Source organism: Rhodopirellula sp. SH410, assembly GCF_055811895.1.
The window spans coordinates 6712061-6728873 of record NZ_CM147949.1; the positions used below are offsets into that span (position 1 = coordinate 6712061).

Below are 16813 nucleotides of genomic sequence, written 5' to 3' on the forward strand. Positions count from 1 at the left end.
TAAGTCTGAACGTCGGCGTCGACGGAAGTCAGTTAAACGCAATTTCCATACCGAGCACGTTCACGAGGTTCTCCAGCGAATGGTCAAAGACGCAGAATCGGTGAACCAAAACCCTGGAACTTGCGGTGCGTAATAGAAAATGAATGGCGAAAAGACGAAGTTAATTGCCGAGGCTACCCGACTTGCGATTCGCTACCTCAACTCGAGTGATTCTGCGCCCACTTTCCCCAGCGCCCCAGCACTTGCCACGCTCGACGAGTTTGATGTCGCGTTGCCAGAGGACTCAACCGACGGGCAAGCGATCTTGGAACTGCTTGATCGTATCGGTTCGCCTGCAACAGTGAGATCAACCGGCGGGCGATATTTCGGTTTTGTCACCGGCAATAGCGAACCGATTGCGAGTGCCGCCGCCATCTTGGCTCTCGCTTGGGACCAGAATATCGCGGTGCCGATCATGTCGCCGATCGCATCACGCTTGGATGCAATCGCAACCGAGTGGATCTGCCAATTACTTGGATTGCCCGATTCAGCCACCGCATCGTTTTGTGCAGGTGCCTCCGTTGCCAACTTGACCTGTCTGATCGCCGCTCGCGACGCACTGCTTTCCCGGGCGGGCTGGGACGTTGGGGAAAACGGTTTGTTTGGCGCACCGGAGATTCCGGTTTTCGTTTCCGACGAGTGCCATGTTTCCGTTGATAAAGCGCTCCGCCAGGCCGGTTTTGGTCGCCAGTCGATCGTGCGTGTCCCAACAGACTCGCTCGGACGCATCAGAGCAGATCGAATGCCTGCGATCACGAAACCAGCGTTAGTGGTCTTGCAGGCGGGCAACGTCAACACAGGTCACAGCGACCCGTTTGAGGAGATCATTCCTCAAGTCCAACGCAGCGGCGGTTGGGTTCACGTCGATGGTGCGTTTGGGCTGTGGGCTGCGGTGTCGACGCGGCAACGTCACCATGTTGCCGGGGCTGAACTCGCCGATTCATGGGCCACCGATGCTCATAAATGGCTTAACGCCTCCTACGACTCGGCGCTTGCTATCTGCCGAAGATCCGAGGACTTGCGTGAGGCGATGTCGGTGAATGCGGCCTACATTCCGTCGTCGTCGGAAAGAGTTCTCATGAAGATGAGCTTGCAAATGTCGCAGCGTGCGCGGGGTATCGAAGCCTGGGCGATCGTCGCCACCAAAGGCCGACGAGGGATCGCAAGCATGGTTGATCGTCACTGCGACCTAGCCAATCGAATGGCAGAGAAACTTGTTGCAGGGGGAGCCGAACTGCTGGCCCCCGTTGGCCTCAATCAAATGCTGTTTTCCTTTGGATCTGACGAGACGACCGATAAAGTTATCGCTGCGGTCCAGCACGACGGAACGTGTTGGGCTGGCGGAACGACATGGAAGGGCCGTCGAGCGATGCGAATTAGTATCTGCGACACGTCGACAACCATCGAAGATATTGATCGTTCGGCAGAAGCAATGACAAACCTATTCAATCAAAAACAATAGGAATTTGCACTGTGCAGCTTCGCGTGCAGAACCAAGGGTAAACCTCTCTCGAATCTTCCGCACAGTGGCCCCTGGGAAAAGGCGTCTACCGGGGAAAAGGCGACGGGGGAATATCCGCGATCAATTGTTCATTCCTGCTGCGATGGCTTCTTTCGAGGACGTCCGATCGAACGCAACGTATACCATAGCCCGTGCCGTTCCGCGATTTCGTCAGTCCAGGTCTCGTCGCCGAAGGGGCGACCGCGGTTGACGGAGGTTCGCATCGCGTCGAGCTCCTTCTCTGACAGCGCTGCATTGACCCGCTTGACCCAATCTCGCAAGCGAGGAATCGGCCAAGGCGAGAGGATCTTCGGAGTTGGCTCTGGCCGCATGCACCAACGCCGAAGTGATCCATGCGGCCATTCCTCGGCCTTTTCGACCAGACACGCCCGCAAAGGGTTACGTTCGACATAGCGGCAGACCACGTAGAAATGCTCGTCGCTCTGAACCGGGAAGCTCTTGTACCGCGACTGGTATAGGTGCCCGTATCCGTGACGCTGGTAGTGCCCGTGATAACGCAGCGTGTGAGTCGCTGAGACCCACCGCAGCAAACGCCCCATTTGCCCGTCTTTCCTGGGGCGCAACACGAGGTGCCAGTGATTGGGCATCAAACTGAATGAGAACAGTTCCACCGGATACTTCTGCAATCCTTCGTCGAGGATGCGAATGAAGGCATCGTAGTCCTCCGGCTTTTTGAAAATTTTTTTTCGATCATTTCCACGATTCAGTGCATGGTAAATGACTCCCGCTTCGTCCGAACGCTTCTGCCGAGGCATGGATCGACTCATGGATGAGTGTCTGAAACCCCCATCCTAAACGCCTGGTTTCACGAAAACTACCCCCGTCACCTTTTTCTCGCCTACAATCAATTGGGCGGGTTCGGCGGCACACGCCCAGTTGTTTGGCGTCCTGCAAACCGATCTAATCGGATTCTCGGTAGAGCACTTGGCATGGAATTTACGGGAGACTGATCATGGCGACGAGAACGAAACGGAAAACGACATCCGCGGGCACCACAGAAAAGCCAAAAGATACTCCTACCGCAAACGGGAAGTCGACTAAAAGCAAACCGAAAGTCAATCGCTTTCACCAACGTCTCGGCACCCTGACCTATTCGCAAGCCTGCAAGCTGCTCGGTGAGGAAGGAGCAAGCCTGATCCAGCGGGGCGGACGGGCGTTCGAGATCCAGTCTGATCGAGATGTGTTCTTGGGCGGTGATCTGTTTCGTGTCCGCGTCGAGGATGCCGAGGTCGATACCGGCGTGGCAATTGCATCGTTCACGCTGTCGTCAGATCGCAAAAAACAACTCGCCTTGAATTGTGATTATTGTGACGCGCCGTGCGAGCATCTGGGTGCGGCGATGGAATACTTGCTCGACGCCAAGAGCGTACTCGGGCTGGCGATGCCGCCCGATGAAGACGTGCCGCTGGAACACTTAACCCCTGCAGAACTGCGGCACCGCATGCTCGCTGACCGAGAGAAGCGAGCGACCGATGAGAAGATGACTGTGCGATCGGTCAACTCCGACAAACCGTGGACAGATTACGTCGTCACCAGCTCGGGCAGCGGACGGACGTACCGCGTGGCGGTGCGTAGCCGCGACGGAGACGATTCGTTCTGCACCTGTCCCGATTTTCGCACCAACCGGCTGGGCACCTGCAAGCACGTGATTCACGTCCGAGCGAAGATCCAGAAGCGATTCTCGGCGGCAAAATTGCGATCGCCCTATCGTCGCAAACGATTGTCATTGGGACTTCGCTACGGCGATTTCGAAGGCGACCGTACGACGGGGCTGCAGTTCTTTTTACCGGACGAATCGACCAAGGCGGGGGGCGATGAAAAGATGAGCGAACTCATCGGTGAGTTCGCCCAATCTCCCTCCGGCGACGCCGCGGACATCATGACTCGGGTGCAAGCTCTGGAAACGGCCGGTTATGACGTCACGATCTTCCCCGATGCCGAAGCGTTCCTGCAGCGACGATTGACGCAGCATCGATTGCAGCAGCAGTGTGAAGAAATTCGTCAAAATGTCGAAACCCATCCGCTACGGACCGAGCTGCTCGACGCTGAATTGCTACCATACCAACTCGATGGGATCGCGTTTTCGGCCGGTGCCGGCCGCGCGATCCTGGCCGATGACATGGGATTGGGCAAGACAATCCAGGGCATCGGAACAGCGGAACTGTTAGCTCGCTTGGCCGAGATCCGCCGCGTACTGATCGTCTGCCCCGCGTCGCTGAAGGCCCAGTGGCGGGCCGAGATCGCAAAATTCTCTGGACGCTCGACGCAGATCGTGCTTGGCAAAGGAGAAGAACGGATCGAGCAATACCAAAGCGATGCGTTCTTTACGATCTGCAATTACGAACAGGTACTGAGAGATCTATCCGCGATCGAAAACGTCCCGTGGGACTTGATCATTTTGGACGAAGGCCAGCGGATCAAGAATTACGAATCCAAGACCAGCAATGTGATCCGGCAACTAGAGAGCCCGTTCCGTCTGGTCCTCTCGGGGACGCCCTTGGAAAATCGGCTCGGCGAGTTGTTCACCGTCGCGAGGTTCGTCGATGATGAGTTGCTGGGTCCTGCCTACCGTTTTTTCCATAATCACCACGTCGTTGACGAACGCGGCAAGACGCTTGCATATCGCAACCTGGACGCACTGCGGGAAACGATGGCTCCGATCCTGCTGCGGCGGACACGCACAGAGGTCGCTCGACAGTTACCCGAGCGGACGGACCAAGTCATTCGCTGCGAAGCCACCGCCGAGCAACTTGAAATTCACGACAATGCGGTTCGCACGGTGGCGCAGATCGCTGCCAAGAAATTCATGACCGAAATGGACCGACTGCGGATGCAGAAGTGTTTGTTGCTTGCCCGAATGGCTTGCGACAGCACGTATCTGTGCGATCAAGATGCGGCGGAGTACAGCAGTAAATTGGAACGCATCACCGAAGTGATGACGGAACTGGTCGCCGATCCAACTCGCAAGATCGTGTTGTTCAGCGAGTGGCGGCGAATGCTCAGCCGGATCGAATCACGCTTGGACGACATGGGGTGCGAATACGTGCGACTGGACGGCAACGTGCCGCAGAAAAAACGCGCCGAGATCGTGTCGCGGTTCCAGAACGATCCGGAGTGCCGTGTGATCTGCATGACCAACGCGGGGTCGACAGGCTTGAATCTGCAGTCGGCCAACACGGTCGTGAACGTTGACTTGCCCTGGAACCCTGCAGTGCTCGAGCAACGCATCGCACGGGCATACCGCATGGGTCAGAAACAACCCGTTCACATCTACAAGTTTGTGACCACCAACGCGTTGTACCCGACCATCGAAGAAGGCTTGTTAACGACGCTGGCGGCGAAGCAGGAGTTGGCGGACGCATCGATTAATATTGAAAGCGACGTCAATGAAGTCGCGATGCAGAGCGGTATGGAGGATTTGAAGCGGCGTTTGGAAGTCATCTTGCCACCAAAACTGGCCGCGCCGGTTGACGAGAGTCAGCAGCGCCGCGTCGAAGCCGAAGCGGAGCGGTTGGCAGGCGAAAAACGACGTGAGCAAGTCGCCCAAGCCGGCGGCCAATTGTTGTCGGCAGCACTGTCCTTGGCCGGTGGCCTGGTCGGCAACACGGCGGTGGAACCTGACAAAGAGAAAGTGGACGCGTTGACGAGCAAATTGAGCGAATCGATCGAGCGGGATGAACAAGGCCGACCGCAACTGAAAATCAGCTTGCCGAGCGACGATGCACTGAGAGACCTGGCCACGACGCTCGCGAGGCTATTGGGTTGACCAGGGTTTTGCGCCGACACTCAATCGCGAGGCGATGAGGCGATGCGAGGCGGAGGCGAAAAAGGTGACGGGAGGCGAAAAAGGTGACGGGGGGAATATTCGCGATCGTTTGTTCATCGCTGCTGCGATGGCGTCTGTCGAGGACGTCCGCTCCAACTCAACCTATGCCATGGACCGTGCCGTTCCGCGATTTCGTCCGCCCAGGCCTCGTCACCCAAGGGGCGACCGTGATTGACGGAGGTGCGCATCGCGTCGATGCTCTTTTCCTGAGAACGATGCATTGACCCGCTTGCCCCAATCTCGCAAGTGAGGAACCCGCCATGGGCGAGAGGATCTTCGGAGCTACCGCAGCACGCATGCACCAACGCCAGAGCGATCCATGGGGCCAGTCCTCAGCATGATCGATTAAACACGCCCGCAGAAGGTTACGTTCGACACAGCAGCAGACCACATGGAAATGCTCGTCGCTCTGCACCGGGAAGCCCTTCAGCAGCGGCGGGCTAAGGTGCCCGAATCTGTGACGCTGGTAGTGCCCATGATAACGTAGCGTGTGAGTCGTTGAGCCCCACCGCAGCAAACGCACCATTTGCCCGTCTTCCCTGCGGCGCGCGCACGAGATGCCAGTAATTGGGAATTCAACGGATTGAGAACACCTCCACAGCATACTTCTGCAATCCTTCGCCGAGGATGCGAATGAAGGCATCGTAGTCCTCCGGCTTCTTGAAACTTTCCCTTGCGATCATCCCCACAATTCAGTGCATAACAAATGACCCCCGCTTCCTCCGAACGCTTCAACCGGGGCATCGACTGGCGCAACAATGAGTGTCTAAAAAGCCCGTTCCAAATGCCTGGATTCACGAAAACTCCCCCCGTCACCTTTTTTCGCTCGAATCTGTGACGCTGGTAGTGCCCATGATAACGTAGCGTGTGAGTCGTTGAGCCCCACCGCAGCAAACGCACCATTTGCCCGTCTTCCCTGCGGCGCGCGCACGAGATGCCAGTAATTGGGAATTCAACAGATTGAGAACACCTCCACAGCATACCTCTGCAATCCTTCGCCGAGGATGCGAATGAAGGCATCGCAGTCCTCCGGCTTCTTGAAACTTTCCTTGCGATCATCCCCACAATTCAGTGCATAACAAATGACCCCCGCTTCCTCCGAACGCTTCAACCGGGGCATCGACTGGCGCAACAATGAGTGTCTAAAAAGCCCGTTCCAAATGCCTGGATTCACGAAAACTCCCCCCGTCACCTTTTTCGCTCCACGTCACCTTTTTCGCTCCATTGACCGGTGCCACGGCGGATACCATGGCGACGAATTCCTTGCCCGTGTCTCCGTCCTGGGCGTAATAGTCTTCGGCGAACTCCAGGTACTTCACCAGGACCTCGCAAACCAGTAGCGAGCCGTGCTTTCCCGGATTGGCGGTCGGTCGGGGGTCATCCGGCTCGCCAGCCTGCGACATCTCCGCCAGCAAGCGAGCGTAGCGTTGACGGCTTTCTGGCGAGTTATACTTGCCAAGATAGATGTGCTTGCCATTCACGATTGAACGAGCTTGACCGGAAGCCTTGTGCAGGCGGTAAGAGGGCACTGATTTTCGGGGCACGACGTATCTCCGGGAAGAGGCTGTGGCCGAAAGTGGTAGTACTACCACTTTCGACAACCTTTCCGATCACACTGCCTTTGATGGGGCAGGTACGCTAAGTCGTGCGTTTGACTCGGTTTACAAACAGTACGCCCGGCGGGATTCGAACCCACAACCTTCGGCTTCGGAGGCCGACGCGCTATCCAGTTGTGCCACGGGCGCGGCTGACGAGATGGGTGAGTGTGACGTAAACGCGAGGTTTCCGCTAGGGGCGAGTTTTGCCTCCGCTTGCGTTGCCAGACGCCAAAATCCACAATCAGGGACGCTTGACTCTTCACGTTCCCACTTCACTTTCAGAACCATCCGATCCGCTGTGGCTAATCCAACCCCCCAGACATCCGAAAGCCTTGCTTCCGATTTGACCGACCCGCATGCGGCGCGGCGACATAAACTCGAGGAGATCATTCGGCGGGGCATCGATCCCTACGGCCAGCGATTCGACGATCGGCAGTTCGTCAAGGAATGCCGCGACCGAATCGGTGAGATTCGCTTTGCCAAGGCAACGGGTGAATCTCTGGAGCTACCGGACGTTGAAAGTCCCGAGGTGGACTATCGCCAGTGGAAGACCGACCATGGCCCCGGCGAAGAAGCCGGGCCCAAGGTCCGCGTCGCCGGTCGCATCATGCTGTCTCGACCGACCGGAAAACTGATCTTCATCAATCTGCGTGACTGGACGGGTGACATTCAAATCTTCATCGGCAAAAAACAAGTCGGTGACGAAAACTTCGATCTCGCGAAACTCCTGGACTTGGGCGACCTGATTGGGGTCGAAGGCCGCTTGGGGCGGACCAATACCGGTGAGCTGACGGTGTTCGCCGAAGAAATCTTTCTACTCACAAAGATGCTCGAAGTGCCGCCTGAAAAGCATGCGGGCATGACCAACGCGGACCTGCGGCAGCGGATGCGTTATGCGGATCTCGCGTTCAACGACGGTGTGATGCAAACCTTTCTAGACCGCACCAAAATCATCAAGAGTGTGCGATCGACACTCGATGAGCGTGGCTTTTGCGAAGTCGAAGGGCCGACGCTGCATACGATTCCCGGTGGTGCTGCCGCCCGTCCATTCGAAACGCATCACAACGCCCTCGACATGGGCCTGACGATGCGAATTGCCCTCGAACTGCATCTCAAGCGACTGATGGTCGGTGGGATGGAACGGGTCTACGAAATGGGGCGGGTTTATCGCAATGAAGGGTTGTCGCCGCGTCACAATCCGGAGTTCACCATGATCGAAATCTACCAAGCCTACGGGGATTACGAGTCGATGATGGAGCTGACCGAGCGGCTTGTCTGCGACGCGATCGACAAAATTGGCGGTGGTTACGAGCGTGAATTCAATGGCCAAAAAATCGACTTCACACCTCCATTTCAACGAGCGACCTACGCAGAGCTATTCGAGAAAGCGACCGGCGTGAATCCTGTCGACGAACCCGCAGTGATGGAACTGGCAGGTCGCCTGAAGATTGAAACCGCTGGCAAACATCCAGACGTCGTTCGCAATGAAATTTTCGAAGAGAAGGTTGAAGACTCCCTGCAGGGCCCTATTTTCGTCATCGACTACCCCGCGAGCATCTGCCCCTTGACCAAACGCAAACGCGATAACCCTGAAATTGCTGAACGTTTTGAGATGTTCATTTGCGGTATGGAGCTGGCCAACGCCTACACAGAACTGAACGACCCCGATCTGCAGGAGGAGCTCTTCAAAACTCAACTGGCGGGACTCGACGATGAGGATTCGATGGCCAAGATGGACCACGATTTCGTCCGCGCCCTCCGCTACGCGATGCCGCCTGCCGGCGGACTGGGCATCGGCATCGACCGACTCGTCATGGTGCTCACCAACAGCAAGTCGATCCGGGACGTGATTCTGTTCCCGATCCTACGACCTGAGTGAAGCATTTTGCAAAGCTCGGACGGGACCATTGTCCCGTCCGAGTGGCTTTCGCATCAAAAGGTCCATGCTTTAATCGCTCGGGACAATGGTCCCAAGCTACGCGGATACCTCTGCATTCGAAAATGGCGGCGGGCAGCCAGCCACCGCCTCCGCAGATCGCTTCCCGCCGGTTCTCTAGCGTTCCAACTCGCCGGTGGCGGGTTGATCGTAGATGGGCTCAAACGAAGGCGATGTCATATGGCTGTCGCTGAGCGTGATGATCACGAACAGCCCCACGAAGACGAACGAAGACAAGAACACCATGATATTGAAGGGCTTGTCGAACGCTAAGTGCATGAAGAACGCACCGACGAGAGCCGCCTTGATCGTCGCGATCCCCATGACGATTGCGATGTCAAAGCTGCCGAGGTCGAGGTTCGCCTGCGCGACGGTAATGAACGTTAAAATTACCAGCGCGAAAAACACCGTTAGCAAAACCCAAACGGGCAAGGGGTGCGCGAAATCAGTACCGTCGTCAGAGTGTCCGTGAGCAGCCATGGGATTGGTATCTAGAAAGGTGAAGGATGAGTGGTCAGTCAGGCTTCACAGCCTGAGCGAAGCCTGGGTAGGCTCAGAAGAACCGTCGCGTTCTCAGCGGATCAGGTACAACAGCGGGAACAGGTAGATCCAAATCAAGTCAACCAAGTGCCAATACAGACCGACGAAATCAACGGGACCGAAGTATTGCCGGTTAAAGTCTTGCCGAATCGCTCGGACGAGCAACCAAACCAACACGCCGATACCCGCGAGAATGTGGATCGCGTGAACACCGGTCATGCAGTAATAGATTCCGAAGAACACCCCGGCTTGGCGTTTCGTTTCGACGCTCCGCTCAATGCGATGAATGCCCATATCGACATCGGCATCGGGTGGCACCACTTTTCCGGAGGCAAGCAACGCTTGTTGCTCTTTCGCCACGAGCATTGCTTTGGCACCCGTATTGAGGTCACTCTCGGCGAGCAGTTCGACGGCGGCGTCATCACTGCTGGCATCAAAGGTCATCGGTTCGGTGTAGGTCGCAGCAATGTCCACGCCCCCGTCCTCGGCATGGCCGTGCTGATCACCTGCGTGAACCGCTGCCACATGCTCGTCACCAGCGTGCTCCTCAGCATTGGTAAGAATCGTGCCCAGCCCCACGCCGCCGAAGAAGCTCAAGCAGACAACCACCAAAGGTTTGGCACATGCAAACTGAAACTCATTGTTCTTCAACTTGGCCACGATCGCCCAGATCACAACGCCGATCAACAGCAACATGAAGGGAGCACACAGAAAGTACACGCTATGGGTGAGGAAGTACGCGGTGTTCTCGGTGAATCCGTGCTGAGACACAATTTGGTCAACGGTCGGATGCGGATTGGATTCGTCGTAGAAGTACGCTCCCGGAAAGAGCAGTCCCATCGCCCATTTGTGGGAATACTCGATCGTTTTGACACCAAGGAAGACCATCGCACAGCACAGCGTGCTGGCCAGCATCACCACGAGTTTCTTGTGTTCTTCGGTCTGTGAGCAGCGAACCGCCCAAGCCATTGTCAGCGAACTGAACAACAGCACGCCCGTGTTGATCGCACCGAGCTTCGTATTGAGAAAATGGCTCGAACCCTCAAAAATCTCGGGGCGGAGCATGCGAAACATCGCGTAAGCACAGAACATCCCGCTGAAGAACAGGATTTCAGTCGTCAGAAACAACCAAATGCCTAACTTACCACTGTCGAACTGCTGCTCGGGCGTGTCGAAGTGGTGGGCTAGCCAAGCGGGATGATCATGGTCGTGACCGTGGTCGTCGTGTGCTTCTGATTCAGGAGAGAGTGTGTCAGTGGTTGCCATGTGCCGAAAACCGTTCGCTAGGTAACCGCCCAGCCTGGGCGACCGCGGTGGATGTGTCGAGGAAAAAGGTGGCGACCACAGCGTGGTCGCCCGGGAATCTGTCCGAACTTCTTAGTGATGAGCGGGTTGTTCGCTCGGCTTCTGATCGGGAGCCAATTTGCGTTGAGGTTCCGTGATAACGTATCTGTCGCCCTCAGCATCCCAAACCACATCGTGGAAATCGTAGGGGTCACCGACCACTGGTGGACGTTCAAAGTTGTAGTAGGGCGGTGGGCTGGTGCAGGTCCACTCCAAGGTCACGCCGCCCCAAGGGTTGGCAGGCGCCCGTTTGCCCTTGGCCAGCGAAATCATCAACACGACGAACGCGTAGAGTAGACCGCAGCCAAGTAGCAACGCACCGTAGGTGCTCAACTGATGCAGGAACGCGAATTCCGGATCGTAGGTCGCGTAACGGCGTGGCATGCCGCGACTGCCCAGCAGAAACTGCGGCAGGAAAGTACCATTGAAACCGAGGAAGACCAACAGCGAAGCGATCTGCCCCTGACTGTCGTTGTACATCTTACCGACAAATTTTGGCCACCAATGGAACAGACCACCCAGGAACGCGATCAACGTGCCACCGACCATCACGTAGTGGAAGTGAGCCACCACGAAATACGTATCATGCAGGTGCAAGTCCGTCGCCAACGTTCCCAAAAACAGTCCGGTCAATCCACCGATCGTGAACAGGAAGATAAACGAAATCGCATAGCACATCGGAGTCGTCATACTGATCGATCCTTTGTACATCGTCGCGATCCAATTAAACACCTTGATCGCCGACGGAATCGAAACCGTGAAAGTCAAAGCGGAGAAGACGATCGTCGTCAGCGAGCTCATGCCTGAGGTGAACAGGTGGTGGCCCCACACGAGGAAGCCCAACAGAGCGATGGCGATCGAAGAGTACGCGATAAAGCGATACCCGAAAATATGTTTGTGGCTATGCACACTGATCAGTTCACTGACAATGCCGAACGCTGGCAGAATCATGATGTAAACGGCCGGGTGGCTGTAGAACCAGAAAAAGTGCTGGTAGGTGACCGGGTCACCGTTGTACTCGGGATCAAAAATTCCGATGTGCATGGTCCGTTCGGCGATCAGCAACAATAGCGTGATACCGAGCACGGGCGTTGCCAAGACCTGGATAATGCTCGTCGCATAGGTCGCCCACAAGAACAGTGGCATCTTGAACCAAGTCATGCCCGGTGGCCGCATCGTGTTAATTGTCACGATGAAGTTCAATCCCGTGAAGATCGAGCTAAAACCGAGGATGAACGCACCGAGCGTCGCCAGAATCACGGACGAGTCGGAGGTCGTACTATAGGGTGTGTAGAACGTCCAACCCGTATCCAAGCCACTGCTCAGGAGAGCACATACAAAGAAAACCGCCCCGCCGCACCACAGGTAAAAACTGCTCAGGTTCAGGCGTGGGAATGCCACATCCTTGGCACCGAGCATCACCGGGACGAGGAAGTTCCCCAACGCCGCCGGGATACTGGGAATGATGAACAAGAACACCATGATCGCCCCGTGCAGGGTGAACACTTGGTTATAGATATTGTTGCCTTCTGGGCCCGTGAAGAGCATCCCATCGGGGCGGAGCAAATGCAGTCGGATCGCGAGAGCCAAACAGCCGCCGATGAAAAACGAGCTCACCACGCCCACCAAATACATCATCCCGATCCGCTTGTGATCGAGCGTGAAGATCCAGCTCAAAATTCCGGAGGAATTTGTTAGGTAATTTTCGCGATCGGTCGGGTAACCGGGGTCTCGAATGGTCACGGCGGTGGACATGGCAGGGTTGTCCTTCATAGGAACGATCGAACTTAATATATGTGGGGGGTGGCAGTGGAACGTGCTGGCAGTCCTCTCCGCAGAGAGACCAGACATGATCCATATCAGCAAGTCTTGTTTTCGTCGAGCTTCGTGAACTCAGGAAGCGGGTTCTGTTTCAGGGGTCTTCGCATCCGTGCTGGTGGCTTCGCCGTCTTCTGCCGCGGGACTCTTCGCCGCTTCACCGTTGGCACTGAGCGTCTTCAGGAATTCGATGATCGAGGCGATATCGTCGTCGCTGAGCTGCCCCTTAAAGGTAGGCATCACAGGCGAATAACCCGCGACCACTTGAGCCTTCGGATCGAGGATGGATTCGCGGATGTAATTGTCATCAGCGAGCACTTCTTCACCGGAGGTCATCGCGTGACTGAAACCATAAACATCTTTGAATGAGGGGCCGGTGTACCCATCTTTGGTACCGTCGAGTGAGTGACAGCCGACGCAACCGCGACGGTTGAAAAGCGTTTGTCCCCATTCGACCATCGCGATCTCACCGCGGGAACTGTTCGCTTTGATCCACGCGTCGAGTTCTTCTTGGGTCTCGTGGACAACCACTGCGGTTTGCATTTCAGAGTGGTCTTTGCCGCAATATTCCGCGCAGTACAGGTCAAAGAAACGATAGCCTTCGGGCGTGAACTGGTATTTATCGTAATCCCAGACACCACTGCCTTCGCTCTGTTTCTTAGCCTTGGCGAGATCTTCGTCGGATACCTTTTCACTGGCGACAACCGCCTTGAACCAAACGTAGTTATAACGGCCCGGCACGATGTCTTTCTTAATCCGGAAGGCCGGGATGAAGAGTGCGTGAATCACATCGGTACTGCGCATCGATAGCTTCGTCGGCTCATCCTTGACCACGTGCAATTCGTTGTGAAACGTCCCCCCACCATAATCCATGGTGAAGTTCCATTTCTGAGACTGCACGCCAATATCATACGAGCCTTCGGGGGGAGTCCGCATGTCCAGGTACGAGATCGAACCCTGAATGAACATCCACACGAGGACGAATGAGGGTCCGATCGACCACGCTAATTCGAGCGGTGTGTTGTGCGTGATTTGACTCTCCGCCTTTTCACCGTTCTTCTTGGTGTACTTGTACATTGAGTACGCAGTCACCGCCATCATCGGAATGAAGAAAGCGAGACAGACGTACAGGATCATGTCGTAAACCCAGTCCACGCCAGCGGCGAACGACGAAGCTTGCTCTGGAAACCAAAAGCTCTTGTGGAGGTCCGCAAGCAACGGCATCGCAATCGTTAAGTTGGTAAGTGCCGGGATCATAGTCATCCAACCAAATTGGCTGTCAAAGGTATCGGTGAAGGTAATGTGTCAGTATCTGAGGCCGGAAAGCCCATCGTCGTCGTCTTAGCCACCAAACCATTGGGTCGGTTTGAGCGGTGCCGCGCCATCGGCTGCGGGAGTCAATTCGTTTGCAGACTGCTGCCGAGCCGCTGCGTTGCCTTTGCGGCCGAGCCAATATGGCACCAGGGCCAGCACAAGTAGTAGCAGCGTCGCGGCGCCACCCAAACGCATGATCTTCCATGCTTGAGGGACGTAACTGTTCGCATCAGGATCGTACGAGTAACACAGCAAGACGAATTGGTCGATAAAACTACCAATCTTGCCTTGGCCGGCTTCGACCAGTGCCAGCTCCATTTGATCAGGCGGAAACGCCACGCCGAGCGAGTACCGCGTGATCACGCCATCGGGCGTCAGGAACGCAAGCATGGCCGGGTGAGCGTACTCTTTCGTCGCCTCGTTATAATTATACGAAAATCCAACTTCTGTCGCTAATTGATCGATCACTTTTTGCGTTGTGCGACAAAATGCCCAACCTGTTTCGGCCTCAGGGTGCGAAGGAAGCTGCTCGACGTAGCGAGCCTTCGTCTCTATCAGACGCTCATCCGTCTCGGTTGGATCAATGCTAATGCTGATGCAACGGAAATCCTCTCCGATCTTCAAGCCACCTTTCTCAAGCGACTGGGCAAGCTGGTTAAGCTGGACGTTGCACAGCATCGGGCAGTTGCTGTAGTTGAGCGTCAGAATCAGCGGTAACTTACCGTCGAGATAATCACCCAGTGTGACGTTCTCGCCATCGGAGTTAATCAACGGCAGATCTTTACTGACCGAATCACCCAGATTCTGCTTAACGGCAACATCCCGAGCCTCTCGCGGAACCGCATCGTTGAGAACCACGTTGGCATCGCCGTCCTGCATGATCCCCGGAGGAGGCTGTGCAAACCCCGGCGAACTGCTCAGCGCCAAGGCCGCCAGCATCGCGAGGAACATGAAGCAGAACCCGTCGTAGCCCCTCCGTGCCGCCGCTCGACGATGCACGACACCACTCTGTCGAACGAACCGCACCCGCGCTCGACAATCCAACGTTGCTGCGGTAGCGGCAACCATCGTCGCCGGCCGAAAGCCTGCGGAGATTGATAATCGAGTGTGGTTTTGAATGGACATCAGTACAGATGATTGAGATGGAAATCAGTCGAACGCCGGACTCTATCGCCTGACAGAGCATCGCCGGAGGCGATCAGCTAGGTAGTTTCATTATGCGCATTTTTGGCCTCAGCGACCATTTTTTTTATCATTTCGTCAACGGGGATCATGATATTTCCGTTCTCAGGATTGACGCCGTATTGGGTCAGTTCCTTCGACTGCAGCTCCAACGCATGATTGGAACGGGTATAAGCCGATTTGCTGATCTTCTCGGAATCGACCATGCCAGCCATCGCGAAATAGATGACTTGCACCGCCAGTACGGTAACCGCAGTGACCACAATCGAGATCACACTGATCGTCGCAAGTCGATTGCCGTTGATGTCGTCGTAGGCAGCCATAGGAGATTAAGATTGAAGGGAAAAGAGTAAAGGTTTAGAAGCGAAGGTGCGTGGAAAGGCGGATCAAATATTCTCGAACGCCAGTGATTCCCGCAGTCGTGGGTCACGAACGGGGATCAAACGGGTTCGAGCCCCGACGATCACGATCATGCCGAGCATCAAACAGACCATTCCGACCACGGTCAACAGGCTCGCGAGAACTCCCGTGACGCCACCGGCATCGGACTTGGCCTCAGGCATGATGGCCCAGTACAAGTCGACATAGTGCATCAAAAGGATGTACGCGGACCAAAATGCAACAGCCCAGGGGAGCCGGCGCACGTGCCGACTCATGATGCCCAGGAACGGCACACCAAAGTGCAACACCATCAGGGCGATCGAAATCGGACCAAATGTCCCTGAAAATCCAGGGTAACGAGTGAAGAACCAATCGGTTTCTTCGGGGATGTTGGCGTACCAAATCAGCATGTACTGACTGAAGGCGATGTAGGCCCAGAAGCAAATGAAGCCGTGAATCAGTTTGCCTAAATCATGGTAGTGCTCGACCGTGACCTCATCTCGCATCGCACCTTGCTTCTGCAGAATGAAACTCAGCAGGCCGATCGCACAGTGCGCCGAAAGGATACTGCCGGCAAACAGGTAGACCCCGAACATGGTCGAAAACCACATCGGTGCCAAACTCATCACCCAGTCGGCAGCGGCCAATGAGGTCACCAATGCGAACAGGATGATTGCGGGGCCACTGCGGGCCTGCATGGATTCGCTGAGAGTGATTTCGCCGGTCTCATCCTGACGCTGACTCTTGGTGTAATAATACCCGGCGATCAAACAGTAGACACCCAAGTACGCACAGGCACGAAGCGTGAACCATTCTGGATTGAGCCAACGGACCTTTTCACTCCATGCGGCATCTGGGATATGGTGATCAGCCTGGTAAGCGGCCGCATCCGTCCAAGAGTACAGGGAGCCATCCCAAACCGCCCAACCGATGGGGATGAACAGAACGGCCAGCGGCACGATCATGATCATGATCAACTCGGCGACGCGGCGAACAACCACGCTCCAACCTACCCGCGCCAAGTGCTGAATCAGCACAAAGAACATCGCACCGATTGCGATGGTCAGAGCGTACATGTACGCCGTCAAGTAGGTTGACATTCCGAACCGACTGCCCACTGCACTGGTGCCCAGGAACGAACCACCAACCAGGGCGATCAGTCCGACAACGCACAACGGGAGTGACAAGCCCGACAACATCGCTGGCATCGTGAATGCCGGGTCATCAGCGGGCTTCGGAGCGACTGCGTGGTGATGAGACATGGGAATCGAGTAAGGTAATAGGCACCGCCCTCGCTGCCGTTGGCAAACGGA

At 55.9% G+C, this 16813-nt stretch carries 12 protein-coding genes and 1 tRNA gene; 3 read left to right on the top strand and 10 right to left on the bottom strand.

Annotated features, from left to right (window positions below):
* Window positions 1–139: 139 nt before the first annotated feature.
* Complete coding sequence (locus SH410x_RS24490; RefSeq protein ID WP_473671625.1) at window positions 140–1501, top strand: pyridoxal phosphate-dependent decarboxylase family protein; 1362 nt, start codon at window positions 140–142, stop codon at window positions 1499–1501.
* A 128-nt stretch (window positions 1502–1629) separates the two neighbouring features.
* Here the strand turns inward: SH410x_RS24490 and SH410x_RS24495 are convergent, their stop codons facing one another.
* The gene (locus SH410x_RS24495; protein WP_473671627.1) at window positions 1630–2328 is read right to left on the bottom strand and encodes a transposase; all 699 of its coding nucleotides are present in this window, start codon (window positions 2326–2328) and stop codon (window positions 1630–1632) included.
* 185 nt (window positions 2329–2513) lie between these two features.
* On the opposite strand from SH410x_RS24495, the gene SH410x_RS24500 reads away from it, so the two are divergent.
* The gene (locus SH410x_RS24500) at window positions 2514–5327 is read left to right on the top strand and encodes a DEAD/DEAH box helicase (protein WP_473671629.1); all 2814 of its coding nucleotides are present in this window, start codon (window positions 2514–2516) and stop codon (window positions 5325–5327) included.
* Between the two features lie 1202 nt (window positions 5328–6529).
* Here SH410x_RS24500 and SH410x_RS24505 read toward each other — a convergent pair.
* Both SH410x_RS24505 and SH410x_RS24510 read right to left on the bottom strand, forming a co-directional pair.
* On the bottom strand, window positions 6530–6931 hold the full coding sequence (locus SH410x_RS24505) for a hypothetical protein (protein WP_473671631.1): 402 nt from the start codon (window positions 6929–6931) through the stop codon (window positions 6530–6532).
* A gap of 127 nt (window positions 6932–7058) precedes the next feature.
* Window positions 7059–7132: transfer RNA gene (locus SH410x_RS24510), tRNA-Arg, on the bottom strand.
* Window positions 7133–7283: 151 nt separating this feature from the next.
* Between SH410x_RS24510 and lysS the strand changes: the two genes are divergently transcribed.
* Window positions 7284–8864: a lysine--tRNA ligase gene (gene lysS / locus SH410x_RS24515; protein ID WP_473671633.1), complete on the top strand. Its 1581-nt coding sequence runs from the start codon at window positions 7284–7286 to the stop codon at window positions 8862–8864.
* 174 nt (window positions 8865–9038) lie between these two features.
* On the opposite strand, the gene SH410x_RS24520 is transcribed toward lysS, so the two are convergent.
* From SH410x_RS24520 to SH410x_RS24550, 7 genes are all read right to left on the bottom strand, one after another.
* Window positions 9039–9401 carry a cytochrome C oxidase subunit IV family protein gene (locus SH410x_RS24520; RefSeq protein WP_473671635.1) on the bottom strand — a complete coding sequence of 121 codons (363 nt, stop codon included), beginning with the start codon at window positions 9399–9401 and terminating at the stop codon, window positions 9039–9041.
* A 93-nt stretch (window positions 9402–9494) separates the two neighbouring features.
* Entirely contained in the window at window positions 9495–10727 is a 1233-nt protein-coding gene (locus SH410x_RS24525) for a cytochrome c oxidase subunit 3 (RefSeq protein WP_473671637.1), read from the bottom strand.
* A 111-nt stretch (window positions 10728–10838) separates the two neighbouring features.
* On the bottom strand, window positions 10839–12560 hold the full coding sequence (locus tag SH410x_RS24530; RefSeq protein WP_473671639.1) for a cytochrome c oxidase subunit I: 1722 nt from the start codon (window positions 12558–12560) through the stop codon (window positions 10839–10841).
* A 138-nt stretch (window positions 12561–12698) separates the two neighbouring features.
* Complete coding sequence (locus SH410x_RS24535; RefSeq protein ID WP_473671641.1) at window positions 12699–13880, bottom strand: cytochrome c oxidase subunit II; 1182 nt, start codon at window positions 13878–13880, stop codon at window positions 12699–12701.
* 84 nt (window positions 13881–13964) lie between these two features.
* On the bottom strand, window positions 13965–14876 hold the full coding sequence (locus tag SH410x_RS24540; protein WP_473677392.1) for an SCO family protein: 912 nt from the start codon (window positions 14874–14876) through the stop codon (window positions 13965–13967).
* Window positions 14877–15139: 263 nt separating this feature from the next.
* A complete protein-coding gene (locus SH410x_RS24545) occupies window positions 15140–15442 on the bottom strand; it encodes a hypothetical protein (RefSeq protein ID WP_473671643.1) in 303 nt (100 codons plus the stop codon).
* A 63-nt stretch (window positions 15443–15505) separates the two neighbouring features.
* Window positions 15506–16762: a hypothetical protein gene (locus SH410x_RS24550; protein ID WP_473671645.1), complete on the bottom strand. Its 1257-nt coding sequence runs from the start codon at window positions 16760–16762 to the stop codon at window positions 15506–15508.
* Between the last annotated feature and the right edge of the window lie 51 nt (window positions 16763–16813).